This is a genomic window from Microbacterium sp. YJN-G (assembly GCF_015040615.1).
Classification (GTDB): domain Bacteria; phylum Actinomycetota; class Actinomycetes; order Actinomycetales; family Microbacteriaceae; genus Microbacterium.
This window is the reverse complement of the sequence record NZ_CP060402.1, coordinates 2479832-2506073: the sequence shown is the minus strand read 5'-3', so window position 1 is coordinate 2506073 and position 26242 is coordinate 2479832. Positions and strand designations below refer to the sequence as shown.

Annotated in this window: 22 protein-coding genes and 1 tRNA gene; 18 read left to right on the top strand and 5 right to left on the bottom strand. The window is 70.3% G+C overall.

Annotated features, from left to right (window positions below):
- Positions 1 to 61: 61 nt before the first annotated feature.
- The 11 genes from H7694_RS12020 to H7694_RS11970 all read left to right on the top strand — a co-directional run bounded on the left by H7694_RS12020 (position 62) and on the right by H7694_RS11970 (position 14924).
- On the top strand, positions 62 to 793 hold the full coding sequence (locus H7694_RS12020) for an HAD family hydrolase (protein ID WP_193599204.1): 732 nt from the start codon (positions 62 to 64) through the stop codon (positions 791 to 793).
- 67 nt (positions 794 to 860) lie between these two features.
- Positions 861 to 3353 (top strand): glycoside hydrolase family 65 protein, encoded by a 2493-nt coding sequence (locus H7694_RS12015; RefSeq protein ID WP_193596721.1) that lies wholly within the window; start codon positions 861 to 863, stop codon positions 3351 to 3353.
- A 112-nt stretch (positions 3354 to 3465) separates the two neighbouring features.
- A complete protein-coding gene (locus H7694_RS12010) occupies positions 3466 to 6072 on the top strand; it encodes a DNA polymerase III subunit gamma and tau (RefSeq protein WP_193596720.1) in 2607 nt (868 codons plus the stop codon).
- A complete protein-coding gene (gene recR, locus H7694_RS12005) occupies positions 6072 to 6665 on the top strand; it encodes a recombination mediator RecR (protein ID WP_193596719.1) in 594 nt (197 codons plus the stop codon). The genes H7694_RS12010 and recR overlap by 1 nt, the downstream gene beginning before the upstream one ends.
- Positions 6662 to 7612, top strand: coding sequence for a DMT family transporter (locus tag H7694_RS12000; RefSeq protein ID WP_227468094.1), 951 nt, complete (start codon positions 6662 to 6664; stop codon positions 7610 to 7612). The genes recR and H7694_RS12000 overlap by 4 nt, the downstream gene beginning before the upstream one ends.
- A 148-nt stretch (positions 7613 to 7760) precedes the next feature.
- Entirely contained in the window at positions 7761 to 9047 is a 1287-nt protein-coding gene (locus H7694_RS11995) for an aspartate kinase (RefSeq protein ID WP_193596718.1), read from the top strand.
- Positions 9048 to 9314: 267 nt separating this feature from the next.
- The gene (locus H7694_RS11990; RefSeq protein WP_193596717.1) at positions 9315 to 10388 is read left to right on the top strand and encodes an aspartate-semialdehyde dehydrogenase; all 1074 of its coding nucleotides are present in this window, start codon (positions 9315 to 9317) and stop codon (positions 10386 to 10388) included.
- Positions 10389 to 10510: 122 nt separating this feature from the next.
- Positions 10511 to 11980, top strand: a complete 1470-nt coding sequence (locus H7694_RS11985) for a malate:quinone oxidoreductase (RefSeq protein WP_193596716.1) — start codon at positions 10511 to 10513, stop codon at positions 11978 to 11980.
- A 10-nt stretch (positions 11981 to 11990) separates the two neighbouring features.
- On the top strand, positions 11991 to 12620 hold the full coding sequence (locus tag H7694_RS11980) for a thymidine kinase (protein WP_193596715.1): 630 nt from the start codon (positions 11991 to 11993) through the stop codon (positions 12618 to 12620).
- A gap of 250 nt (positions 12621 to 12870) precedes the next feature.
- Positions 12871 to 13590, top strand: a complete 720-nt coding sequence (locus tag H7694_RS11975) for a FadR/GntR family transcriptional regulator (RefSeq protein WP_193596714.1) — start codon at positions 12871 to 12873, stop codon at positions 13588 to 13590.
- Between the two features lie 53 nt (positions 13591 to 13643).
- Positions 13644 to 14924, top strand: a complete 1281-nt coding sequence (locus H7694_RS11970) for an alpha-hydroxy acid oxidase (protein WP_193596713.1) — start codon at positions 13644 to 13646, stop codon at positions 14922 to 14924.
- A 471-nt stretch (positions 14925 to 15395) separates the two neighbouring features.
- Here the strand turns inward: H7694_RS11970 and H7694_RS11965 are convergent, their stop codons facing one another.
- The 4 genes from H7694_RS11965 to H7694_RS11950 all read right to left on the bottom strand — a co-directional run bounded on the left by H7694_RS11965 (position 15396) and on the right by H7694_RS11950 (position 19972).
- Positions 15396 to 16169 (bottom strand): HAD-IIB family hydrolase, encoded by a 774-nt coding sequence (locus tag H7694_RS11965; protein WP_193596712.1) that lies wholly within the window; start codon positions 16167 to 16169, stop codon positions 15396 to 15398.
- A 112-nt stretch (positions 16170 to 16281) separates the two neighbouring features.
- A tRNA-Pro gene (locus H7694_RS11960) sits at positions 16282 to 16355 on the bottom strand.
- 90 nt (positions 16356 to 16445) lie between these two features.
- A complete protein-coding gene (locus tag H7694_RS11955; protein WP_193596711.1) occupies positions 16446 to 17384 on the bottom strand; it encodes a metallophosphoesterase in 939 nt (312 codons plus the stop codon).
- Positions 17381 to 19972, bottom strand: a complete 2592-nt coding sequence (locus H7694_RS11950; protein WP_227468093.1) for a transglycosylase domain-containing protein — start codon at positions 19970 to 19972, stop codon at positions 17381 to 17383. Before H7694_RS11950 ends, H7694_RS11955 begins: the two co-directional genes overlap by 4 nt.
- A gap of 83 nt (positions 19973 to 20055) precedes the next feature.
- Between H7694_RS11950 and H7694_RS11945 the strand changes: the two genes are divergently transcribed.
- Both H7694_RS11945 and H7694_RS11940 read left to right on the top strand, forming a co-directional pair.
- Entirely contained in the window at positions 20056 to 20280 is a 225-nt protein-coding gene (locus H7694_RS11945; protein ID WP_193596710.1) for a hypothetical protein, read from the top strand.
- On the top strand, positions 20277 to 20735 hold the full coding sequence (locus H7694_RS11940) for a RidA family protein (protein WP_193596709.1): 459 nt from the start codon (positions 20277 to 20279) through the stop codon (positions 20733 to 20735). Before H7694_RS11945 ends, H7694_RS11940 begins: the two co-directional genes overlap by 4 nt.
- A 126-nt stretch (positions 20736 to 20861) precedes the next feature.
- Here the strand turns inward: H7694_RS11940 and acs are convergent, their stop codons facing one another.
- Positions 20862 to 22832, bottom strand: coding sequence for an acetate--CoA ligase (acs, locus tag H7694_RS11935; RefSeq protein WP_193596708.1), 1971 nt, complete (start codon positions 22830 to 22832; stop codon positions 20862 to 20864).
- A 391-nt stretch (positions 22833 to 23223) separates the two neighbouring features.
- Between acs and H7694_RS11930 the strand changes: the two genes are divergently transcribed.
- The 5 genes from H7694_RS11930 to H7694_RS11910 all read left to right on the top strand — a co-directional run bounded on the left by H7694_RS11930 (position 23224) and on the right by H7694_RS11910 (position 26197).
- Positions 23224 to 24225, top strand: coding sequence for a TadA family conjugal transfer-associated ATPase (locus H7694_RS11930; RefSeq protein ID WP_193596707.1), 1002 nt, complete (start codon positions 23224 to 23226; stop codon positions 24223 to 24225).
- A complete protein-coding gene (locus H7694_RS11925) occupies positions 24219 to 25136 on the top strand; it encodes a type II secretion system F family protein (protein WP_193596706.1) in 918 nt (305 codons plus the stop codon). The genes H7694_RS11930 and H7694_RS11925 overlap by 7 nt, the downstream gene beginning before the upstream one ends.
- An 83-nt stretch (positions 25137 to 25219) precedes the next feature.
- Positions 25220 to 25423 (top strand): DUF4244 domain-containing protein, encoded by a 204-nt coding sequence (locus H7694_RS11920; protein WP_193596705.1) that lies wholly within the window; start codon positions 25220 to 25222, stop codon positions 25421 to 25423.
- Positions 25423 to 25782 carry a TadE family type IV pilus minor pilin gene (locus H7694_RS11915; protein WP_193596704.1) on the top strand — a complete coding sequence of 120 codons (360 nt, stop codon included), beginning with the start codon at positions 25423 to 25425 and terminating at the stop codon, positions 25780 to 25782. The genes H7694_RS11920 and H7694_RS11915 overlap by 1 nt, the downstream gene beginning before the upstream one ends.
- 88 nt (positions 25783 to 25870) lie before the next feature.
- Entirely contained in the window at positions 25871 to 26197 is a 327-nt protein-coding gene (locus H7694_RS11910; protein ID WP_193596703.1) for a helicase, read from the top strand.
- Positions 26198 to 26242: the final 45 nt, after the last annotated feature.

Genomic DNA, 26242 nt, shown 5'->3' with positions numbered 1-26242 from the left:
GCACGGGCATCTTCACTAGGCTGGAGGCTGCACGTTCGCTCTTGGAGGTCCCGTGACTGACATGCTCCCCGACCTGCACCGCGCCGCAGGCGTGCTCTTCGACCTGGACGGCGTACTCACGCCCACCGCCGAGGTGCACATGCGCGCCTGGCAGCGCGTCTTCGACGAGGTGCTCGCCCGCTGGGGCGTCGCCGAGCCGTACACCGACGCCGACTACTTCGCCTATGTCGACGGCAAGAAGCGCTACGACGGCGTCGCCAGCATGCTGCACAGCCGCAACATCGAGATCCCCTGGGGGCAGGTCGACGACCCGCCCGAGGCCGAGACCGTGTGCGGCATCGGCAACCGCAAGAACGCGGCCTTCGCCGCGGCGCTGCGCAGCGAGGGGATCGCCCCGTATCCCGGATCGCTCGCGCTGCTGCAGAGCCTGCAGGATGCGGCGGTGCCGATGGGCGTCGTCTCCAGCTCGAAGAATGCCGAAGAGGTGCTCGGCAGCGCCGGCATCCGCGAGTTCTTCCGCATCGTCGTCGACGGCGTGGTCGCCGAACGCGACCATCTCGCCTCCAAACCGGCGCCCGACATGTTCCGGGAGGGTGCCGAGATGCTCGGCGTCGACCCCGCGGATGCCGTCGCCGTCGAGGATGCGGTGGCGGGCGTCGCCTCCGCCGCGGCGGCCGGTTTCGCGGACGTCGTCGGCGTCGATCGCGGCGCCGGCCCGGATGCGCTGCGCGAGGCCGGCGCGACCGGTATCGTCGATGATCTTGCGCGTCTGCTGCCCGGCGCCGCGCACTGAATCCCCGCACCTCTGCATCCCACCTCTGCACGCCCCGCCCCTGCCCCATCCCTGCCCCGGAGAACGCATGATCGACCGCGACCGCTACCCCGTAGATCCCTGGCGCCTCATCGAGAACCGCTACGACGAGGAGGGCGTGTCCGAGACCGTCTTCACGGTCGGCAACGGCTACCTCGGCCTGCGTGGGAACCACGTCGAGGGCCGCGGCGCTCACGAGCACGGCACGTTTATCAACGGGCTGCACGAGACCTGGCCGATCCGGCACGCCGAGCAGGCGTACGGCTTCGCCGAGGTGGGTCAGACGATCGTCAACGCACCCGACGCGAAGGTGATGCGCGTCTACATCGACGACGAGCCGCTCACCTTCGGCGAGACCGAGATCCACGAGTACTCCCGTGTGCTCGACATGCGCACCGGCGTGCTCGAGCGCACCGTCGTCTGGGTGACGCCCTCGGGCAAGCGGGTGCGGATGCGCGACGAGCGGATGGTGAGCTTCGACGAGCGGCACCTGGCCGTGCTGCGGCTCGAGGTGACCGTCGAGAACGCCGACGCGCCCGTGACCATCAGCTGTCAGATGCTGAACCGCCAGGACGGCGCGGGCATCTACGCCGGCGACCCGATGGCATCGAAGTCCGAGCGCAGGGCCGGGTTCGACCCGCGCAAGGCCGAGCGCATCACGGCGCGCGTGCTGCAGCCGGTCGAGTACTGGCAGGACGACATGCGCTCGGCGCTGTCGTATCGCGTGACCGATTCCGGCATGACCGTGGCCGTGGTCGCCGACCACGTCATCGAGACCGAGAACGACTACAGCTCGCGCACGCTGATCGAGCCCGACATCGCCAAGAACGTGTTCCGCGTGCAGGCGAAGGCCGGGGTGCCGATCCGCATCAGCAAGATCGTCAGCTACCACAGCTCGCGCGGTGTGCCGCCTCGCGAACTCGTCGACCGGTGCCGCCGGTCGCTCGACCGTACCGGCGTCGAGGGCGTCGATGCGCTGTTCCAGCGCCAGCGCGAATGGCTGGACGCGTTCTGGCTGCGCTCGGATGTGCGCATCGGCGGCCACGACGACCTGCAGCAGGCGACTCGCTGGTGCCTGTTCCAGCTCGCCCAGGCGTCGGCCCGTGCCGACGGCAGCGGCGTGCCGGCCAAGGGCCTGAGCGGATCGGGGTACAGCGGGCACTACTTCTGGGACACCGAGATCTACGTGCTGCCGTTCCTCACCTACACGACGCCGCTGTGGGCGAAGAACGCGCTGCGCGCGCGGGTGCTGATGCTGCCGGCCGCGCGTCGCCGGGCCGCGCAGCTGAACGAGGCGGGGGCGCTGTTCCCGTGGCGCACGATCAACGGCGAAGAGGCCTCGGCCTACTACGCCGCCGGCACCGCGCAGTACCACATCAACGCAGACATCTCCTATGCACTCGGCAAGTACGTGCGCGCGACCGACGACGAGGACTTCCTGTGCCGGGAGGGCGCGGACATCGCCGTCGAGACGGCGCGGCTGTGGGCGACGCTGGGATTCTGGCGCGGCACGAACGGCGACTCGACCTTCCACATCCACGGTGTGACCGGGCCCGACGAGTACACCACGGTCGTCAACGACAACCTGTTCACGAACGTGATGGCACGCTACAACCTGCGCTTCGCGGCCCGCATCGTCGGTGAGATGCAGCAGCGTGACCCGGAGGCGTACGCCGCGCTCGTCGACCGCACCGGGCTGGACGCCGGGGAGCGCGAGGCGTGGGAGAGGGCGGCCGAGGCGATCCACATCCCGTTCAGCGACAGCCTCGGCATCCACCCGCAGGACGCGATGTTCCTCGAGCGCGAGGTGTGGGATCTGGAGGGCACGCCGGCCGACAAGCGGCCGCTGCTGCTGCATTACCACCCGCTGGTCATCTACCGGTTCCAGGTGCTCAAGCAGGCCGACGTCGTGCTGGCGCTGTTCCTGCAGGGCAACCACTTCACCGCCGAGCAGAAGCTCGCCGACTTCGACTACTACGACCCGCTCACCACGGGCGACTCGACGCTTTCGGCGGTCGTGCAGTCGATCATGGCTGCGGAGGTCGGCTACCGCGACCTCGCGCTGGAGTACTTCCAGCAGGCGCTGTTCGTCGACCTCGGCGACCTGCACCACAACGCGGCGGACGGCGTGCACGTGGCCTCCGCCGGTGGCGTGTGGACGGCGCTGGTGAGCGGTTTCGGCGGCATGCGCGATCATGACGGCGAGCTGAGCTTCGACCCGCGCCTTCCGGCCGACTGGCCAGAGCTCTCGTACGCGCTCGAGTGGCAGGGATCGAGCCTGCTCGTCACGGTCACCCGCGATGTGCTGCACGTCGAGGTGCGCTCGGGCGACCCGGTCACGTTCCGCGTGCGGGGTGCGTCGCACCGCGCCGGGGCCGGCGCCCCGGCCACGGTCGCGCTGGCGAATCAGGGTCCGGTGCGCCCGGGCCGGCCGACGCTGCAGCAGTTCGAGGATGCCCGCCGTGACGACGGCACCCTCATGTCGCCCACCGTGCCGGTGACCACCACGTCGATCCCGATCATCGGCGTCTTCGAGGACTAGCCTCTCTTTCTGTTTCTCTTTCACCGACAGGGATGCCGGATGCCGGGGAGGGGCAGCGCGGATGCCGAGGTGGGCGGGGCACGATGTCGGCGGCACGCCGTAGGCTGGACGGGTGACGACAGCCCTCTACCGCCGCTACCGGCCCGAGACCTTCGGGGAGATGATCGGCCAGTCCCAGGTGACGGATCCGCTCATGACCGCTCTGCGCGGTGACCGCGTCGGGCACGCCTACCTGTTCTCGGGTCCTCGTGGTTGCGGAAAGACCACGTCGGCGCGCATCCTCGCCCGCTGCCTGAACTGCGCCGAGGGCCCCACCGACACCCCGTGCGGCGTCTGCCCCAGCTGTGTCGAGCTCTCGCGCTCCGGCGGCGGATCGCTCGACGTCGTCGAGATCGACGCGGCCAGTCACAACGGCGTCGACGACGCCCGCGACCTGCGCGAGCGCGCCACCTTCGCCCCGAGCCGCGACCGGTTCAAGATCTTCATCCTCGATGAGGCGCACATGGTCACCCCGCAGGGATTCAACGCCCTGCTCAAGCTCGTCGAAGAGCCCCCGGCGCACGTCAAGTTCATCTTCGCGACGACCGAGCCCGACAAGGTGCTCGGCACGATCCGCTCCCGCACCCACCACTACCCGTTCCGGCTCGTGCCGCCCGCGGCGATGCTCGAGTACGTCGAGAAGCTCTGCGGCGAAGAGGGCGTGCAGGTCGAGCAGGGCGTGCTGGCGCTGGTGGTCCGTGCCGGCGGCGGCTCGCCGCGTGACACGCTCTCACTGCTCGACCAGCTCATCGCCGGATCCGATCCCTCGACGGGCTCAGGCGCCCAGACTCTGGTCACCTACGAGCGCGCCGTCGCGCTGCTCGGCTACACGCATGCCGCGCTTCTCGACGAGATCGTCGACGCGCTCGCCGCGGGTGACGCCGCCGCCGCTTTCCCGGCTGTCGACCGCGTCGTGCAGACCGGGCAGGATCCACGGCGGTTCGTCGACGACCTGCTCGAACGGCTGCGCGACCTCATCGTCATCGAGGCCGTCGGCGACGGCGCCTCGGCGGTGCTGCGCGGACTGCCCGCCGATGAGATGGAGCGGATGCAGGCGCAGGCTGCGAGCTTCGGCTCCGCTCGCCTCTCGCGCACCGCCGATCTGGTCAGCCAGGCGCTGGATGACATGACCGGAGCCACCTCGCCCCGGCTGCACCTGGAGCTCATGGTCGCCCGTGTCCTCGCGGGTGCGCCGTCGGATGCTGCGCGGCCGGCCGCGCCGAACGCGGGCGTCCCTGCACGCGCGGCGGCGCCTGCGGCTCCCGGACCGTCGACGGGGGCCGGGCGTGGTGCGGCACCGGCGGCGGCTTCCGAACCCGCTCCTGCCGCGGCATCCGTGTCCACGGCGGTTGCGGCTCCCGTGCCCGCGGCATCCTCGCCCGCGGGATCCGCTCCCGCTACGTCCGTGCCGGCTCCTGCATCCGCGCCGTCCTCGATGGCCGATGCCGCGCCGGTGGGTTCCGCTCCCGCAGCCGATCCGTCCGCAGCATCCGCTCCGTCGACGCCGGCACCGGTGGGTGACACCGCGACCCCCGCACCCGCGGACGAACCCGCGACGACGAAGGCTCTCACCGCTTCCGCGCCGAGCGCGGGGGAGCGCACCACCCCTGCGCAGCCCGAGCCCGCACCCGAACCTGCGGGGCCGGTCACGTTCGAGCGCATCGCGGCATCCTGGCCCGCCGTGCTCACGCGTCTGGAGAGCGTGAGCCGGGCCTCGTGGCTGGTGGCCACGGGCACCCAGCCGCTGGCCTACGACGTCGACAGCGAGGTGCTGACCCTCGGGTTCGCGAGCCCGTCCGACGTTCCGCGCTTCAAGGGAACGGTGCCCGGTCAGGGCCCGTCCGACCACCTGCGCACGGCGATCGAGCAGGAGCTCGGTGTCACCGTGAAGTACCGCCCTGCTCCGCTGCCTCCTTCGGGCGGCGGTGGCGGCGGCTCGGCCGCACCGCGCGGACCCCGCCCGGGTTCGGCGCCGGATCGGTCGTCATCCGACGACGGCGACGACGCGCCGGCCGCCGGCTGGGCTAATCCGATGAGCGCCCCCGAGCAGACCGGGGGAGCGGAGCGGCAGCAACGCGACTCCGCGGCATCCGCACCGTCGGCATTCGCGGCCACCTCGCGCCCGGCGGCGGCCTCGCGACCCGCGGCAGCCGCCGTGACCGAGTGGGCCGTCGCGCCCATCCCGACCTCAGCACCCGAGCCGGCAGTCGCCGTGGCCGCGCCTCCCGCACCCGTGCAGCAGCAGTTCCCCGTCGACGAGGAACCGGCGGATGCCGAAGCGGCGTCCGCCCCGTCGCTGCCGCGCGACGGTGCAGTCGATGCGCCCCCGCCGCCGGACGACTACCCGCCGTACGACGACGATCCGCCCTACGACCCCGAGTACGACGAGCCGGGTGGCGCCGTGCCGCCGCAGCGGCCGTCCGCCACAGCGCCCCAGGCCGCCGCGCCCCAGGCTGCAGCGTCCCAGGCGGCAGCGCCCCAGCACGCCGCGCCTCAGCAGAAGGCATCCGCGCTGCAGGCGGCATCCGCGTCACGCCCGGCACCCGCCGCGCCCGTGGCGAGTGCCCGGCCGTCCGCTCACGACGGCGTCGAGCGCCGCGGTGAGGCCGTGATCCGCCAGGTGCTCGGCGCGAGGTTCCTGCGCGAAGAGCCGTTCCAGCCCCAGACGAGGTTCAACTGATGTACGACGGCATCGTCCAGGAGCTGATCGACGAATTCGGCCGGCTCCCCGGCATCGGCCCGAAGTCCGCACAGCGCATCGCATTCCACATCCTTCAGACGCCGTCGTTCGACGTCGCCCGTCTGTCGGAACTGCTCACCGAGGTCCGCGCCCGCGTGCGCTTCTGCGAGATCTGCGGCAACGTCTCCGAGCAGGACCGTTGCGCGATCTGCCGTGACCCGCGCCGCGGCGCAGAGCTCATCTGCGTCGTCGAGGATGCGAAGGACGTCGCCGCCATCGAGCGCACCCGCGAGTTCCGCGGGCTCTACCACGTGCTCGGCGGCGCCATCAGCCCGATCGCCGGCATCGGACCGGACGACCTGCGCATCGCCCAGCTCATGACGCGCCTGGCAGACGGGACGGTGCAGGAGGTCATCCTCGCCACCAACCCCAACCTCGAGGGCGAGGCGACCGCCAGCTACCTCAGCCGGCTGCTGACGAGCATGGACATCGCCGTCTCGCGGCTGGCATCCGGGTTGCCCGTCGGCGGCGACCTCGAGTACGCGGACGAGGTGACGCTGGGGCGCGCCTTCGAGGGCCGTCGCCGCCTGTGACCGCGCAGCACGCCGGGTTCACCCGGAAGGGCTGGATCCTCTTCGCCGTCATGTCGGTGGTCTGGGGCATCACCTACCTGTTCATCAAAGAGGCAGTCGCCTCGTACTCGCCGCCCGCCGTCGTCTCGGCCCGCACCCTGCTCGGCGCCCTGGTGCTGCTGCCGTTCGCGATCCGCAGCGGCGCACTGAAAGCCGCCTGGCGGCACTGGCCCTGGGTGCTCGCCTTCGGCATCGTCGAGATGGCAGGACCCTTCCTGCTGCTCAGCCACGCCGAGACGCAGCTGCCCTCCGGGCTCACCGGGCTGCTCGTGGCCACCGTGCCGCTGTTCGCGGTGATCATCGCGCTGCTGCGCGGCGACCGCTCAGCACTCGCACCGGTGCGCCTGGGTGGACTGCTCCTCGGCTTCGTCGGCGTCGCGGTCGTCGTCGCGGGCCCCGGACTCTTCCCGAGCGGACCGGCCAGCGCCTTCGCGATCGGCGAGATCCTGCTCACCGCCGTGCTGTATGCGATCGCGCCGTTCATCATCGCCCACAAACTCGCCGACGTCCCCTCCATGGGCACGATCACCCTCGCGCTGTTCGCGATCGGCCTGGCATACCTGCCGGCGGCGCTGCTCACCCAGCATGACCTGCCGACCCTGCGCTCGACGATCTCGCTCGGGCTGCTCGGCGTGATCTGCACCGCGCTCGCGTTCGTGGCGTTCTTCGCGCTGATCCGCGAGGTCGGGCCGGTGCGCGCGCCGCTGTTCACCTACGTGAACCCGGTCGTTGCGATCATCCTCGGCACGCTCGTGCTCGCCGAGCCGATCACCCCCGGTCTGCTGCTCGGGTTCCCGATCGTGCTGGCCGGATGCTGGCTCGCCGCCACCGGAGGGCGCCTGCGGCCGCCGCGCAATCGCACCGACCCCGAGCTCACGGTCCCGGGCGCACCGCCTGTCGAAGGCTGAGCGGCAGCGCTTCCGGCGCGCCGCTGCGGACTGATCTGAGCCGCGCGGCCGGTGCAGAGGTGAGCCACCCGTCACATGCCTGCGACGGCATAGGCCGCGTCCGTAGAATGTGCGTGGGCGGATCCGCCCATCGTCCCCGGGAGTGATCGTGGCCCTGATCGTGCAGAAGTACGGCGGTTCGTCCGTCGCCGACGCAGAGAGCATCAAGCGCGTCGCCAAGCGCATCGTCGACACCCGCCGCGCCGGGCACGACGTGGTCGTCGCCGTCAGCGCCATGGGTGACACGACCGACGAGCTGCTCGATCTCGCACACGAGGTCGCTCCCATCCCCGCACCGCGCGAGCTCGACATGCTGCTCTCCAGCGGTGAGCGCATCTCGATGGCGCTGCTGGCGATGGCCATCCACTCGATGGGCTTCGAGGCCCGCTCGTTCACCGGCAGCCAGGCTGGCATGATCACCGACTCCCACCACGGCAAGGCGCGCATCGTCGACGTCACCCCGGTGCGGCTGCGTGAGGCGCTCGACGAGGGGGCGATCGTCATCGTCGCCGGCTTCCAGGGCTTCAACCGCGACACCCGCGACATCACCACCCTCGGTCGCGGCGGCTCCGACACCACCGCCGTCGCGCTGGCCGCCGCTCTCAAGGCCGACGTCTGCGAGATCTACAGCGACGTCGACGGCATCTACACCTCCGACCCGCGCATCATCCCGCGGGCCCGCAAGCTCGACCACGTCTCCAGCGAGGAGATGCTCGAGCTCGCCGCCAACGGCGCCAAGGTGCTCTACATCCGCGCCGTCGAGTACGCACGCCGTCACGGCGTCCTCATCCACGCCCGGTCGTCGTTCTCGTCGGCCGAGGGCACCTACGTTCTGGCCGAGGGCATGAAGAACCCTCGCGCATCCGAGGGAGCAGCCATGGAAGAACCCATCGTCGCCGGCGTCGCCACCGACCTCAGCCAGGCCAAGATCACCGTGGTCGGCGTGCCCGACGTGCCGGGCAAGGCCGCCGAGATCTTCAAGATCGTCTCGAAGTCGGGTGCCAACGTCGACATGATCGTGCAGAACGTGTCGGCCGCCTCCACCGGGCGCACCGACATCTCGTTCACGCTGCCCAAGGCCGACGCCCCCGGCACGATCAAGGCGCTCGCCGCCGAGCAGTCCGAGGTCGGCTTCGAGAACCTGCTGCACGACGACCAGATCGGCAAGCTCTCGGTGGTCGGCGCGGGCATGCGCACCCACTCGGGTGTGTCGGAGATCCTGTTCGAGGCGCTCAGCGCCGGCGGCATCAACATCGAGATGATCTCGACCTCCGAGATCCGCATCTCGGTCGTGCTGCGCGGCGACGACCTCGCCGAGGCCGCTCGCACCGTGCACAGCGCCTACGGGCTCGACAGCGAGATCGAAGCCGTCGTCCACGCCGGCACCGGCCGCTGAGGCACTCCACGCTCAGGCGCTCCGCGCTCCGTGCTCCGGGGCACACCTGCACGACCGGGGAACACCTGCACGACCGGATCGCCGAATCCGTCGTGCATCCGTTCCCGCATCGTGCATCCGTCCCTGCGCCCGACCGCGACCTCGTCACCACGCGTCCCCACCCGCCCGGGAGCAGGTAGACTCACCGCAACCCTGACATCGGCGCCAGGCGCAGCAACCGCACCCTGGAGCTGAGCCTGGCGCATCGTCTTCACGCCAAGGACCCTCATGACCCGTATCTCCGACTCAGGATTCTCGATCGCCATCGTCGGCGCCACCGGCCAGGTGGGCACCGTCATGCGCGACATCCTCGCCGAGCGCGCGTTCCCGATCCGCGAGCTGCGGCTGTTCGCCTCGGCACGCTCGGCCGGCAAGGCCATCGAGTTCGGCGGTGCGCAGGTCATCGTCGAGGACGTCGAGACCGCGGATGCCGCCGGCATCGACATCGCGCTCTTCTCCGCCGGTGCCACCGCGAGCCGCGCCTACGCGCCGAAGTTCGCCGCCGCGGGCGCGGTCGTCGTCGACAACTCCAGCGCCTGGCGCATGGACCCAGAGGTGCCGCTGGTGGTCAGCGAGGTCAACCCGGATGACATGGACGTGCGCCCCAAGGGCATCATCGCCAACCCGAACTGCACCACCATGGCGGCCATGCCCGTGCTGAAGGCGCTGCACGCCGAGGCCGGCCTCGAGCGCCTCATCGTCAGCACCTACCAGGCGGTCTCCGGCTCCGGCCTCGCCGGTGCCGAGGAGCTGCTCGGACAGGTCGAGGGCGTCCTCGCCCAGGGCGACACGCTGCGCCTGGTGCACGACGGCTCGGCCATCGACTTCCCGCAGCCGGAGAAGTACGTCGCCCCGATCGCGTTCGATGTCATCCCGATGGCCGGCTCAGTCGTCGACGACGGCGACAACGAGACCGACGAGGAGAAGAAGCTCCGCAACGAGAGCCGCAAGATCCTCGGTCTGCCCGACCTGCGCGTGGCGGGCACCTGCGTGCGCGTGCCGGTCTTCACCGGCCACTCCCTCTCGATCAACGCCGAGTTCGCGAACGACATCACTCCCGCACGGGCGTACGAGGTGCTGGCATCCGCTCCCGGCGTGGTCGTCGACGAGGTGCCGACACCGCTGCAGGCCGCTGGCAAGGACCCGAGCTTCGTGGGCCGCATCCGCGCCGACCAGTCCGCCCCCGAGGGCAAGGGTCTCGCGCTGTTCATCAGCAACGACAACCTGCGCAAGGGCGCGGCGCTGAACGCCGTGCAGATCGCCGAGGAGCTCACCCGCCGCCTCGTCCCCGCCTCCGCCTGACCCGTTTCTGCGTCTATTCGTCACTTCGTCGCGTTATCCGGCCCGGATTCCGGTACTTCGTGACGAATAGACGGAAGGTGGCGGGCGAAGGGGGGAGTGGATCTGGCGACTAGGATGGTCGGGTGACCGAAACCGTCGATGTCGTTCTGATCGGTGGGGGCATCATGTCCGCCACGCTGGGTACGCTGCTGCGCGAGGTGCAGCCGGACTGGAAGATCGTCGCCTACGAGCGACTCAGCGACGTCGCCCAGGAGAGCTCGAACCCCTGGAACAACGCCGGCACCGGTCACGCCGCGCTGTGCGAGCTGAACTACATGCCGCAGACCGACGGTCCTCTCGACCCGGCCAAGGCGATCGGCATCAACGAGCAGTTCCAGCAGAGCCGCCAGTTCTGGTCGAACCTCATCGCCCGCGGCGTGCTCGACGAGCCCTCGACGTTCATCAACTCGACGCCGCACATGACCTTCGTGCGCGGCGAGAAGGACGTCGCCTATCTCAAGGCCCGCTACGAGGTGCTCAAGAAGGAGCCGCTGTTCGCCGGCATCGAGTACAGCGAGGACTCGCGCGTCATCAACCAGTGGGCGCCGTTGCTCATGCAGAAGCGCCGCAAGGGCGAGCCGTTCGCGGCCACGCGCGTGCCTTCAGGCACCGACGTCGACTTCGGCGCGCTCACCCATCAGCTGTTCGACCACCTCGCCTCGACTGGCGCCCGGGTGTACACCGACCACGAGGTGCGCTCGCTGAAGCGCCAGCAGGACGGTACCTGGCTGATCAAGTACCGCCAGACCATCGGCCGCACCCCCGGCGAGATCAAGGCCCGCTTCGTCTTCGTGGGCGCGGGCGGCTGGGCGCTCAAGCTGCTGCAGAACAGCGGCATCCCCGAGATCAAGGGCTACGGCGTCTTCCCGATCGGCGGGCAGTTCCTCAAGACCAGCAACCCCGCCGTGGTCGCCCAGCACAAGGCGAAGGTGTACTCGCAGGCATCCGTCGGCGCACCGCCGATGTCGGTGCCGCACCTCGACGCCCGCGTCGTCGAAGGGGAGTCGTCGCTGCTGTTCGGCCCGTTCGCCACGTTCAGCCCGAAGTTCCTGAAGAACGGCTCGCTGCTCGACATCGTCTCGCAGGTGCGCCCGCACAACCTGGGGCCGATGCTGCGCGTCGCCCTCGCGAACCCCGACCTCATCACCTACCTGCTCGGCGAGCTCGTCAAGACGCACGCGAAGAAGGTCGACGGGCTGCGCACGTTCATGCCCACTGCGAAGGACGAGGACTGGACGCTGATCCAGGCCGGCCAGCGCGCGCAGGTGATGAAGAAGGACCCCAAGAAGGGCGGCATCCTGCAGTTCGGCACCGAGGTGATCGCCTCGGAGGACGGCTCGATCGCCGGACTCCTGGGTGCTTCCCCCGGAGCGTCGACCGCCGTGCCGATCATGCTGGGGCTGCTCAAGCGCTGCTTCCCCGAGCAGTACGCCGGGTGGGAGCCCGCGCTGCGCGAGCTCATCCCGACGATGGGTGAGACGCTCAACGACGACCCGGATGCTGCGGAGAAGTCGATGAGCGCCACCGCATCCGCCCTGTCCCTCACGGCCTGACGGACCGGCCGTGGCGAAGCTGTACTTCCGCTACGGTGCGATGAACTCGGGCAAATCGACCGCACTGCTGCAGGCCGCCTACAACTACGAGGAGCGCGGGCAGCGCGTGCTGCTGGCCAAGCCCGAGATCGACACCAAGGGCGCCTCGCAGATCGAGAGCCGCCTGGGCGTCACTCGCGAGGTCGACTTCCTGATCGGCCCGGATGACGATGCCAGGGCCCTGTTCGCCGAGCAACGCGAGCGGGTGCGTCGCGAGGGCGAGGATGAGCTGCTTCCGACCGAGCCCGTCGACGTGGCCTGCCTGCTCATCGACGAGGCGCAGTTCCTGTCTGAGGAGCAGATCGACGACCTGTTCCGCATCGCCGTGCTCGACGGCATACCGGTGATGGCCTACGGCATCCGCAACGACTTCCGCACGCACGCGTTCCCGGGCTCGGCGCGGCTGCTGGCCATCGCGCACTCGCTCGAGGAACTGAAGACGATCTGCCGGTGCGGGCGCAAGGCCGTGTTCAACGGCCGCGTCGCCGACGGGCGCTTCGTGTTCGCCGGCGACCAGGTGGCGATCGACGGGGCGTCGGTGACGTACGAGTCGCTGTGCGGCAACTGCTACCTGGAGGAGTCCGGCGGCGAGCTGGGCTGAGGCCGGCATCAGGCGGGGCGGAGGGGAGGGGTGTTCCCTGCGCTGAGTCTGGGGCACGGGCTCCGGAGCGTTCCCGCCGCTCGCAGAGCGGGTGGCCCCTCCCGCTTCGCGGGTCCCTCCCCGATGCTCGCTCCGGGAACGCTCCTACGCCCTCTCTGTTCTGGCCTGCCCAACTTGTGGTGGGGAGGAAGGAAGGGTTTGCGTGGTCTGACCACACCGGCTATTCTGTGGTCAGACCACAGGAGGACGGATGCCGCAGACGACGGAGACGCAGCGCGCCTGGCGCACCGTGCTCGCACGCATCGAGAGCGACCTCCTCGAGGGCGTGCTCGGCCCCGGTGACCGGCTGCCGTCCGAACGCGACCTCGCCGCCGACCTCGGCGTGGGCCGGTCGAGCGTCCGCGAGGCGCTGCGCGTGCTGGAGGTCATGGGCCTGATCCGCACGGCCACCGGCTCCGGACCGCAGGCCGGCGCGATCGTGATCGCGGCGCCCTCGGGTGGCATGTCGACCCTGCTGCGCCTGCAAGTGGCCGCACAGGGCTTCCCGCTGGCGGATGTCGTGCAGACCCGTCTCGTACTCGAAGACGCCGTCGCGCAGCGACTCAGCACCGACCCCGCGCGCGACCTGGCCGGCGTGCGCGGCATCCTCACCGCGATGGATGCCGACGGCCTCACCGCGCCCGAGTTCCTCGCCCTCGATGCCGAGCTGCACTACGCCCTGGCCGAGGCGTCGGGGAACACGGTCATCGCCGCCACCATGGCGGGGCTGCGCACCGCCATCGAGTCGTACGTGCTCGAGGGGTCGGCGCGCATCGAGGACTGGGATGCCATGGCCGCGCGACTGCGCGCCGAGCACCACGAGATCGTCGACGCGATCGATGCGGGCAGGACGGATGCCGCGCGCGTCCACATCCGCGCGCACATCACCGGCTACTACCGCGCCGCGGGCCTCGTGCCCGAGACGCACTGACACCCACCAGATCAGGGCCTGTGCGGCCCGTCCATCCGAACGAGAGGAACGCCATGGTCCAGCGCCAGGTGCCCAACCCCGCCGAGCTGCTCGAGCTCATGAAGTTCAAGAAGCCCGAGCTCAACGGCCGCAAGCGCCGTCTCGACGCCGCGCTCACGATCTACGACCTGCGCGACATCGCCAAGCGGCGCACCCCCAAGGCGGCCTTCGACTACACCGATGGCGCCGCCGAGGGCGAGCTGTCGCTGGCGCGCGCGCGACAGGCGTTCGAGGACGTCGAGTTCCACCCCGGCATCCTCAAGCCCGCGCCGACCGTCGACACCAGCGTCGACATCCTCGGCGGGCCCTCGGCGCTGCCGTTCGGCATCGCGCCGACCGGCTTCACGCGTCTCATGCAGACCGAGGGCGAGGTGGCGGGCGCGGGTGCGGCAGCTGCCGCCGGCATCCCGTTCACCCTGTCCACGCTCGGCACCACCTCGATCGAGGGCGTCAAGGCCGCCACCCTTCGCGAGCCTCAGGGACCGGTACCCGGCCGCAACTGGTTCCAGCTGTATGTCATGCGCGATCGCGAGATCTCCTATGAGCTGACCCGCCGTGCCGCCGCCGCCGGCTTCGACACTCTGCAGTTCACCGTCGACACCCCGGTGGCCGGTGCGCGCCTGCGCGACAAGCGCAACGGCTTCAGCATTCCGCCGCAGCTGACCCTCGGCACGATCATCAACGCCATCCCGCGGCCGTGGTGGTGGTTCGACTTCCTCACAACCCCCAAGCTCGAGTTCGCCTCGCTCAGCACCACCGGCGGCACCGTCGGCGAGCTGCTGGATGCCGCGATGGACCCCACGATCAGCTACGACGACCTGGCCGTCATCCGCGATCTGTGGCCCGGCAAGATCGTCATCAAGGGCGTGCAGAACGTCGAGGACTCGGTGCGGCTCAAGGATGCCGGCGTCGACGGCATCGTGCTCTCCAACCACGGTGGCCGCCAGCTCGACCGTGCGCCCATCCCGTTCCGCCTGCTGCCACACGTGCGCAAGGCCGTCGGCGACGACTTCACGGTCATGGTCGACACCGGCATCATGAACGGCGCCGACATCGTGGCATCCGTCGCCCTGGGGGCCGACTTCACCCTCATCGGCCGCGCCTACCTCTACGGCCTGATGGCCGGCGGACGTCAGGGCGTCGACCGCACCATCGCCATCCTGCGCACCGAGATTGAGCGCACGATGCGCCTGCTGGGAGTCTCGTCGCTCGCCGAGCTCGAGCCGAAGCACGTCACGCAGCTGTCGCGCCTTGTGCCCGTCGCCGCGGATGCTGCAGAGTCGGTCGTGCGCTGACAGCTGTTACGCCTGCGGATGCCGCGTGCCGGTGCCGTCCACCACGTCGCATGTCCCAGCAACGGCGGGTCTGGATGCTCCGGACCCGCCGTTTCTGAGACACGGCCCGGCGGCATGTCTCACTTGCTGCGGGTGTGCGGGGAAGTGACCTGCAAGAAGTGGGACATGCCGGTGGATGCGGTCGGCGGCCAGTGGATGCCGTCAGCAGCTGGAGGACGCCGTACGCGCGCCGTCCAAGGATGCCGGCACGTGGGTGCCGTACCGGATGCCGTACGCGGATGCCGTCTGCGAAGGCCCACACGAGGTCGCATGTCTCAGAAAGGGCGGGTCTGGATGCTCCGGACCCGCCCTTTCTGAGACACGGCACAACTGCGTGTCCCACTTGCTGCGGGTGTGCGGGGACGTGACCCGCAAGAAGTGGGACATGCCCGCGGGATATGGCGCCCTCAAGCAGGACGCCCGCAGAAGACCTCAGTGCCCGACGGGCGCGGGGAGCGTCTCGAGGAGCGCGTCGAGCTTGTCGGCGGTGTCCTGCCAGCCCTCCACGGGCACGGAGGGGACCCCGATCTCAAGGACCGGGTAGTCGTTCCCGCCCTCGTCGAGGCGGTCGCCGTAGAACAGCATCTCGGACAGGGCGATACCGGTGTGCTCAGCCAGCCGCTGCATCCCGTACGCCTTGTCGATACCCGCACGAGTGATGTCGATCGACGTCGATCCACCCGAGCGCACCTCGAGCTCGGGCAGGCGCGCGGCGACGGCATCCCGCAGCTGCATGCGCTTCTCACCGGTCGGATCCCAGTCGTGCTTCGCCTCGCGCGGGGCCTGCTGGCCCAGCGCCGAGAAAGTGATCTGCGAGCCGCGGTCCTCGAGGATCTCGCCCCACGGCTCGCTCTCCCACAGCCCCAGGCGCTCGGCCTCTTCGCGCAGGGCGACCATCGCGCCGGTCTTCTCGGCGACGGTCAGGTCGTGCGCGTACAGCGTGCTGAACCCGGTGCCGTCGTGGCGCAGGTAGCGCGTGCCGCAGGTGGGCAGCAGGTGCAGCCGGGCCAGATCGGATGCCGAGGCGTCCTCGAGCTGCGCGACCACCTGGGTGCGGAACTGCGTCTCGTTGCCGCCGGAGATGATGGCGACCTCGACGCGCTGCAGCAGCGCCAGCAGCAGAGCGGCGATGCGGTCGTCGATCAGGCCCTTCGAGGGCGCAAGCGTGTCATCGAGGTCGAAGGCGACCAGGCGCGGTGCAGTCATGATGAGTCCAGGATAGTCGAGGGCGCTCAGGATGCCCGGTGCCGGACAGCCGTGCACGGCGCCGGGCATGAGAGAAGGGACCCGCCTTCGGCGGATCCCTTCTCATTCACTGTCGGGGTGACAGGATTTGAACCTGCGGCCTCTTCGTCCCGAACGAAGCGCGCTACCAAGCTGCGCCACACCCCGTTTTCGCAACCGTTCAAGTCTACATGCGAAGCGCCGCAACGACGAATCGGCAGCCTCCCGGGCGCGGCACTGCAGCCGCTCCGCACCGGTTCAGGCAGAACGTGCGGTGAGCGTCAGCAGCGTCGCTTCCGGGCGGCATGCGAAGCGTACCGGTGCGTAGATCGAGTGCCCGCAGCCGGCGCTCACGTTCAGCGGCACCGTACGACCGCGGTGGGTCCAGGTGCTCAGCCCCTTGGCCTGCTTGAGCGGGATGTCGCAGTTCGCCACCAGGGCGCCGAACCCGGGCAGGCACACCTGGCCGCCGTGCGTGTGGCCGCCGAACACGGCATCCGCTCCGAGGTCGACGAGCCCGTCGAGCACCCGGCGGTACGGCGCGTGGGTGACCCCGAGCACCGAGGCGCCCTCCGGGCGCGGTCCCAGCGCGTCCAGGGCAGCAGGCAGCGCACCGAGGTCGTCCCAGTCGCGGTGAGCGTCATCGACGCCCAGGAAGTCGATGCTGCTGCCGGCGACGTCCATCCGGACCGCCGCGTTGTTCAGCGACGTCCATCCCAGCTCGCCGGTGAAGAAGTCATCCATCGCGTCGGTGTCGAGCATCTCGGGCGAGTGCACCCGCTTCGACGGGCCCGCGAAGTACCGCAGGGGGTTGCGCGGCGACGGCGCCAGAACGTCGTTCGAACCGTGCACGAAGACCCCGGGGATGCCGGCGAGCGGAGCGAACGCGCGTCGGATGCCGTCCAGGCCCTCGCGGTGGCCCAGGTTGTCACCCGTGTTCACGACCAGGTCGGGCTCGAGCGCCGCGAGCGACGCCAGCCAGTCCTGCTTGCGATGCTGCCAGGGAGCCATGTGCGCGTCGGACAGGTGCAGCACGCGGATCGGTGCACTGCCCGGCGCCAGCGCCGGCGCGCTCACCCCGCGGACGGTGAAGAGGTAGCGCTCGATGCCGATGCCCCAGACTGCTGCCGCGACACCGGCGGCCCCCACCGCGCCGAGCGCGATGAGGGCCGGGTGTGCGGAGCGTCGGGGGGTCAATCGTCCTCCGGTTCGCACGTCAGCGTGATGACCGTTCCGGGCGGGGCCGCACCGGCGGCCGGGTTCTGCCCGGTCACGGTGTCTCCACCCTTGCAGCCATCACCGCTGACGGTGAATCCGGCATCCTCGAGCGACTTCTTGGCCGCTGCGAATTTGGCGCCCGTCACCGGGGGCACATCGACCGCCGGAGCCTTGCCGGTGCTCGGACTCAGCGTGACCGTGGTGCCGCTGGGAACCTGGCCGGCACCCGGCGTCTGCGCCGCCACGAGACCCGCACCCACGGTGCTGTCGATCGGGTCGCCGACCTGCACCGAGAACCCGGCATCCTGGATGATGTCGGTGGCCTCTTCGATCGAGCGTCCGACGACATCGGGCAGGTCGCGCATCACACGGCGGGTGAGCTCGCGGTCGGGCTCGGGGAACCGGCCGCCGGGGTAGAACTCGTCGGCGGCGCGCTGCAGCGCCTTCGAGACCGTGTAGCGGACGGTGTTCAAAGCCCGACCGCCGAAGTACTCCCGGTTGAGCCGGTAATCGGCGCCCGACACCTTGCCGGCGAACACGAAGGTGGCCGCCTTGGTGCTCGACATGGCCATCGCCGTGCCGGCGTTCTCGTGGGTACCGGTCTTGCCGATCAGCGGCGTGCCGTCGTAGGGGTTGGCCGGGCCACCGGTGCCGCCGTTCATCACACCCTGCAGTGCGTACGCCGCCGTGGCTGCGACCTCGGGGGAGAGCACCTGCGTGCAGGAGGACTCAGGCAGCTTCATCTCCTTGCCGTCGGTGCCGACGATCTTGTCGATCGCCTTCGGGGTGCAGTAGATGCCCTTGTTCGCAACGGTCGCGTAGGCGCCCGCCATCTGGATCGGCGCGATGTACTTCGATCCCAGGGTCGTGGGGTACGGGTCGTTCGGGGCGTCACCGGGGCCGGCGGGCTCGGTGACCGGCTTGCCGTTGCCGTAGTGCACGCCCATCGAGGTCGCCGTCTCGTTGATCTTGCACAGGTCGAGCTGCTGCGCCATGGCGAGATAGCCGGTGTTGAGCGAGGTGCGGGTGAAGTCCATCACGTTCGAGACGCGACCGCGGTTGTTGCCGAAGTTCTTGATGAGGTCGTCGTTCTTGATCGGATCGCCGCATCGGGTGAAGTCCGTGAACGTGCGCACGCGGCCGTCGAGCACCTCGTTGACCGAATGGCCCTGCTTGAGCCATTCGACCAGCGTGAAGAGCTTGTACGTCGAACCACCCGGGAAGCCCTCTGCGCTGCCGTGGTCCTTGTCTGCGGCGTAGACGAGGCTCGTCTCGCCCTTGGCCTTGTCGGCGCTGTCGGTCTCGTTGAAGGTGGTGTTCTGCACGATCGCGAGGATGCGGCCGGTGTCGGCCTCGATGGTCACGCCGGAGGCGCCGAAGCTCTTGCCCTCGAGGTAGACGGGGGCGTATTGCGCCATCGCGTCGTTGCCCGGCTGCTGCACCCGCATGTCGAGGGTGGTGAAGACGCTCAGACCGCCGCGGCGCAGCGTGTCCAGGCGTTCGGCGCGCGTGTCGCCGAACGCCTCGTCGCCCTCGATGACCGACTTGACGTACTGGCAGAAGTAACCCTGCTTTCCGGCGGCACCGCAGCCCTGCGCGGTGGGCTGGATCTGCGGGACGACGGCGGCCTCGGTGGCCGCCTTGTGCTGCTCCTGCGTGATCTTGCCATCGGCGAGCATGCGGTCGAGCACGTAGTTGCGGCGTAGCTTGGCATCCGCGTAGCCGTCCTCTTCGCTGTTGCGTGCCTTGCCGTCACCGTCGGTCCACGAGCCGCCGGGGCGGTCGAAGCGGAACCGGTTCGGGTTCTGCACGACGCCGGCGAGGGTCGCCGCCTGCTCGAGGGTCAGGTTCTTCGCGGTGGTGCTGAAGTAGTAGTTCGCCGCGGCCTCGATACCGTAGGTCTGACCGCCGAAGTTGGCCACGTTCAGGTAGCCGAGCAGGATGTCGTTCTTCGAGAAGTCCTTCTCGATCTGGATCGCGTAGCGCATCTCCTGCAGCTTGCGCTCGATGCCCTCGGCGCCGGTGGCCTGGGTGGCCTCGTACCAGCAGTCGCGCAGCTTCTCCTGGTAGTCCTCCTCGTTCGGAGAGACGTCCTGCTCGCACTTCTGGATCAGCACGTTCTTGACGAACTGCTGGCTGATGGTCGACGCACCGCGCGACGAGGTGCCCGCCACGTTGTCGATGACCGCCTTGATGGTGGCGCCGAGGTTCACGCCGCCGTGCGAGTAGAAGTTCTTGTCCTCACTGGAGAGGATCGCGTCGTACAGCACGGGGGAGACCTGGTCGAAGGTCACCGGCACGCGGTTCTGCTCGTAGAACCGGGCGAGCTCGAACGTTTTGCCGTCGGTGCCGGTGGCGTAGAAGATCGTGGGCTCCATCGGAGTGCCCGGGGTCAGGCTGTCGGGCAGCTCCTCGAAGATCGAGAGGGCCTGGGATCCGGTGACGCCGGCGATGGCGATGGCCGGGGTCACGGCCGCGGTCGCCAGCACGCCGGCGACCGCGCTCAGGCCGACGAGGCCGAGCAGTCCGCCGAGCACACCTTTCACCGTGCGATTCGTTTGAGGCATACGCTTGATCGTAGGGGAGTTCCCTGAATAGAAGCCTCGACGGCAGCATCCGAATCTGACCGTCGTCGACACCCAGGAGTGCCATGACCACGTGGGAGTATCTGACCACGCCGCTGCTGATCCACAACACCGCGGCCATCCTCAACAACTGGGGCAAGCAGGGCTGGGAGCTCGTGCAGGTCGTGCAGGGTCCCGAGGGCGGACTGGTCGCGTACTTCAAGCGCCCCGTCACTCAGGAGGGCGCCGCCAACGCCGGTCTCGCGGCAGCCGCCGAGGCGTCGCGCCAGTTCGAAGGCGGCCAGCAGTGAGCGTCGCGGCACGCCTCGACGAGCTCGGGCTGGAGCTGCCCGCCGTCGCCGCGCCGGTCGCGGCGTACGTTCCCGCCGTCGTGCACGGCGGACTGGTCTACACCTCGGGTCAGCTGCCCTTCTCCGACGGCGCGCTGCCCGAGACCGGCAAGGTCGGAGCCGGCGTCGACGCGGATGCCGCCAAGGGCTACGCCCGCACGTGCGCGCTGAACGCGCTCGCGGCGGCCGCGCAGGCCGCAGGCGGCCTGGACCGCATCGCCGGCGTGCTGCGGGTGGGCGGCTTCGTGGCGTCCGACCCGTCCTTCACCGGCCAGCCGGGCGTCATCAACGGCGCCAGTGAGCTGCTGGGCGAGATCTTCGGCGATGCGGGCAAGCACGCCCGCGCCGCCGTCGGCGTGCCCGTGCTGCCGCTGGACAGCCCCGTCGAGGTCGAGGTCACCTTCATCCTCGCCTGACGCGTCTCCCTCGACGCGCTCCCCTGAGCGCCGAAACCCCTCAGCAGTGTCGAAACCCCTCGTGAATCGCGTGATTCACGAGGGGTTTCGGCGCTCAGGAGGGGTTTCGGCGGGGTCGGGGTGGGATCACTTCACCTGGCTGGTGATGGTGCTCATCACGAGGGTGTCGGCGAGGGTGGTGGTGTCGCCGACCTCGCGGCCCTCGGCGACGTCGCGCAGCAGACGGCGCATGATCTTGCCCGAACGGGTCTTGGGCAGCTCGCCGACGACGTACACGTCGCGCGGACGGGCGATCGGGCCGATCTGCTCGCCCACCCACGTGCGCAGCAGCGTGGCCAGGCCCTCGGGGGAGTGCGCCTCGAGGTAGCTCTGCTTGATGATGACGAACGCGACGACCGCCTGCCCTGTCGTCTCGTCCGAGGCGCCGACCACGGCGGCCTCGGCGGTCGCCTCGTGAGCGACGAGCGACGATTCGATCTCGGTGGTCGAGAGGCGGTGGCCCGAGACGTTCATCACGTCGTCCACGCGGCCGAGCAGCCACAGGTCGCCGTCCTCGTCCAGGCGCGCGCCGTCGCCGGCGAAGTAGTAGCCCTGGCTCTCGAACTTCTCCCAGTACGTCTCCTTGAACCGCTCCGGGTCGCCCCAGATGCCGCGCAGCATGGCGGGCCACGGCTCGGTGATCACGAGCAGTCCGCCGTTGCCATTGCCGACGACGTTGCCGTCGTCATCCGTGACGCTGATCGAGATGCCGGGGACGGGCACCTGCGCCGAACCGGGCTTGGTGGCGGTGATGCCGGGCAGCGGGCTGACCATGATCGCGCCGGTCTCGGTCTGCCACCAGGTGTCGACGATCGGGGTGCGGTTGCCGCCGATGACCTCGCGGTACCACATCCACGCCTCGGGGTTGATGGGCTCGCCCACCGATCCGAGCAGGCGCAGGCTCGACAGGTCGAACTTCTGCGGGATCTGCCGGCCCAGCTTCATGAACGAGCGGATCGCGGTCGGTGCCGTGTAGAAGATCGTCACGCCGTACTTCTCGATCAGCTCCCACCAGCGACCGGGGTGCGGGGCGTCCGGGGTGCCCTCGTACATCAGCTGGGTGGCGCCGTTGGCGAGCGGGCCGTATGTGACGTAGGAGTGCCCGGTCACCCAGCCGATGTCGGCGGTGCACCAGAAAACGTCGGTCTCGGGATGCAGATCGAAGACGTACTTGTGGGTATACGCCGCCTGGGCGAGGTAGCCACCGGTGGTGTGCAGGATGCCCTTCGGCTTGCCGGTGGTGCCGGAGGTGTACAGGATGAACAGCGGGTTCTCGGCGGGGAACGCCTGAGCCTCGTGCTCGGCGGATGCCGCGGGCACCGCGTCGTGCCACCAGATGTCGCGCTCGTCGTCCCAGTCGATGTCGTTGCCGCCGCGCTTGACGACCAGCACGTGCTCGACGGTCTGCTGCTCGCCCTCGCCGTTGCGGTCGCTGAGGGCCTGGTCGACGGCGGGCTTGAGCGCCGAGACCTTGCCCTTGCGCCAGCCGCCGTCGGCGGTGATGACCAGCTTGGCGCCGGCGTCGTCGATGCGCGAGCGCAGGCTGTCGGCGCTGAACCCGCCGAACACGACGGAGTGGATGGCGCCCAGGCGCGCCACGGCCAGCATCGAGATGACAGCCTCGGGGATCATCGGCAGGTAGATGGCGACGCGGTCGCCGTGGCCGATGCCGAGGTCGGCGAGTACGTTCGCGGTGCGCTTGACCTCATCGGTCAGCTCGGCGTAGGTGATGCGGCGGGAGTCTCCCGGCTCACCCTCCCAGTGGATGGCCACGCGGTCGCCCAGGCCTGCTTCGACGTGACGGTCGAGGCAGTTGTAGGCGACGTTGAGCTCGCCGTCGTCGAACCATTTCGCGAACGGCGGGTTCGACCAGTCGAGCACCTGCGTGAACGGCTTGTGCCAGTGCAGGAGCTCGCGCGCCTGGTCGGCCCAGAAGCCCTCGCGGTCGGCGCGGGCGCGCTCGTACAGGGCGGGGTCGTCGATCGTCTGGGCGACGAACTCCTCGGACGGCGGGAACTTCCGCGACTCATCGAGGAGGTGGTCGATCTGGCTGCTCATGGCTCTTCGCTCCTTTGCGCGGGCTGATGGTCGTGTCGGGAACACGCACGTGACACGGTGAATCTAGCCGCATTTCGCGGGGCGGGCCTACTGTCGAAAGTCGGTAGTGCGTGTCGTTTGCGTCGATCCATCGCCATGCATACACTGACCTCAGCCGAATCTGATTCTGGCTTCAGCGCGCCCGACACCCCCGATTGCGGGCCTGCGCGTGGGCGGCATCTCATTCCCCCCGTGAGGTGCCGCCCTTCACGTTCTCCCGCGGGGTAGGGGCGGGGGCGGCGGCGATACGGCGCCTGGTCTTCCCCCTGCACAGTCACGCTTCTTCCGCAGTTGTGCACAGTCCCCGGCATCCGGGCCCGGCGGTGTCGCGGCGGCGACCTAGCGTCGTGGCATGCCCGAGCCCTTCGTCCTCCGCCCGCGCACCGCGGCGGCGCATCATGCCGACCCGGCCGTCCCGCAGAGCGTCGACCCGGCCTTCGGTGCGCTCGCCGAGTTCGTGCGCGATGAGCGGGTCACAGACATCTTCGTCAACGGGGCCACCGGCCTGTTCGTCGACCGGGGTGAGGGTGCCGAGCGCGTCACGCAGTGGCATGCGTCGGAGCGGGAGGTGCGCGATCTCGCGGTCGCATTGGTCGCCGCCGGCGGCCGGCATCTCGATGACCAGTCGCCCTGCGTGGATGTGCGGCTCGACGATGGCATCCGCGTGCATACGGTGCTCGCGCCGGTGGCGGCGTCGGGCACGGCGCTGTCGATCCGGGTTCCGCGGGTGCTCGGCGCCGACCTCGACGCACTCGCCGCCTCTGGCACCTTCACCCCGGCGCAGCGGAGCTGGCTGGGGCGCCTGGTCGCCGACCGCGCCAACATCCTCATCACCGGCGGCACGGGCACGGGCAAGACGACGCTGCTGACCGCGCTGCTCTCGCAGGCGGGGGAGCGGGAGCGGATCGTCACGATCGAGGACGTCGCCGAGCTGCGTCCTCGGCATCCGCACCACGTGTCGCTCGAGGTCCGCCAGGCGAACCTCGAGGGCGCGGGGCGGATCACCCTCACCACCCTCGTGCGGGAATCGCTGCGGATGCGGCCCGACCGCCTGGTCGTCGGCGAATGCCGTGGCGAGGAGGTGCGCGAACTGCTGACGGCGCTGAACACCGGGCACGACGGCGGCGCCGGCACGCTGCACGCCAGCGGCCTGGCAGACGTGCCCGCCCGGCTGGAGGCGCTGGGAGCGCTGGCGGGGATGGATGCGGTTGCGCTCGCGCGTCAGGCGGTGAGCGCGTTCACGATCGTGCTGCACCTGGAGCGGGCGGCCGATGGCCGCCGTCACATCGCGCACGCCGGGCGGCTCGCGCTCGCCGGTGACCGCCTCACTGTCGAGGAGGTGACGCCATGGTGACCCGGCTGCGGCTGCGGCTGCGTCGCCGGGAGCCGGATGCCGGGACGGCGGCCGCCGAGTCGGCATCCGCCGTGCGCACCCTGGCCGTTCTGCTGCAGGCGGGTGCGCGGCCGAAGACTGCGTGGCAGCACCTCGCCGACACCGGCCACCCCGTTGCCGTGCGGGTGAGCCGCCGCTGCGCGGACGGCGCGGAACCGGCCACCGCCATCGCCGAAGAGGGCGGCACCTGGTCGGACGTCGCCGCCGCCTGGGAGATCGCCTCGATCGTCGGCGCACCACTGGCCGAAGTGCTGCGCGCGCTCGCCGAGGCGCTGCAGGATGCCGCATCTGCGGCCGACGATGTGCGCATCGCGCTGGCCGAGCCTGCAGGGACGGCGCGCCTTCTGCTGTGGCTGCCGTTCGCGGGACTGCTGCTGGGGTTCGCGCTCGGGTTCGACACGGTCGGGGTGCTGGTGACGAACCCGTTCGGCATCGCGTGCCTGGTGGCGGGCATCGGTCTGGTGCTGCTGGCCCGGCTGTGGACGGGGCGCCTGGTCCGCTCCGCGCAGCCTCGGCCGCAGACCCCGGGCATGCACGCCGAACTGGTCGCGGTCGCCCTGTCCGGTGGCGCTGCGATCCCTCGCGCCCTGCGCCTGGTCGAGCACGCCTCGACCGCGCCGGAGGAGGATCGCCGCGCCGTCGACACCGTGCTGGAGCTCTCGCGCAGCGCCGGAGTGCCGGCCGGTGCGCTGCTGCGAGCCTCCGCGGCGCAGCAGCGGCACGAGGCGCGCGTGCAGGGGCGTCTGCGCGCGGCACGGCTCTCGTCGTCACTGCTGCTGCCGCTGGGCGCGTGCACCCTGCCCGCCTTCCTGCTGCTGGGCGTGGCGCCGCTGATGCTGAGCGTGCTCGGCTCCACTCCGCTGCCGATCTGATGCGAGCCGCCGACGTGAATCGCCGGAGACGTGAGACACGGGACGAGAGACGTCCCGCGAGAGAAAGAGAGAGAAGGAATGACATGACAGGGAACGAGCTGCCCGAACTGACCCGCAGCCGCGCTGCGCGGCTCTTCGCGGACGAATCCGGCGCGGCGACCGCGGAGTACGCCATCACCACCATGGCAGCGGTCGCCTTCGCCGGCTTGCTGGTGGTGATCATGCGCAGTGATGAGGTGCGGGGCATCCTCACGGACCTCGTGCGGCGGGCGCTGACGGTGTCGTGATGCGGCGCCGGCCCTCGCCGCCGGATGCCGCTGGGGAGCGCGGGTCGGTCGCCGCCGAGCTGGCGGTCGCCCTGCCCGCGGTGCTGCTCGCCCTCATGCTGGGCGCCGGTGCGTTGAGTGCCGCCGCCCAGCAGGTGGCGCTGCAGGATGCCGCGGCCGATGCCGCCCGGCTGCTCGGGCGAGGAGAGAGCAATGACCGGGCGGCCGGGGTCGTGCAACGGGCAGTCGGCGGAGCACGGTTGAGCGCGCACCGTGCGGACGGCCTGGTCTGCGCGGCCGCGTCGGCCGAGGTGCAGTTCGGGCGACTGATCAGCATCCCGCTGCGCGCAGAGAGCTGCGCGCTGGAGGGCGGACTGTGAACGGCGCCGAAGACCACGGCCCCGGACAGAGCATCCCCGAACAGAGCATCCCCGAACAGAGAATCCCGGAAGAGAGAGGAGGACCATCATGGCGGGCACCGCACTGGCCGCCGGCATCCTGACCGTCGCCGCGAGCCTGTCGCTGGGCCTTGCGGCCGTGGGCGGTGCGGCCGTCACCGCCCAGCGCACAGCAGGGGCCGCCGATGCCGCCGCCCTGGCCGCCGCCGACGCGGCCTCCGGCGCGATCGTCACCGGCGAGGAGCCCTGCGCGCTCGCCGCGCGGGTCGCCGCGGCGGCCGGCGGACGCCTGTCCGCGTGCACTCTCGACGACTTCGCGGCGACCGTCGAGGTGCGCAGCGCGTACGCTGGTCTGGTCGCCGCATCCCGCGCCCGTGCAAGGCAACCCGGGGGATGAGGTGACGATGATCCCTCGCCGCCGTCCCCTCCGGCATCCGAAGAC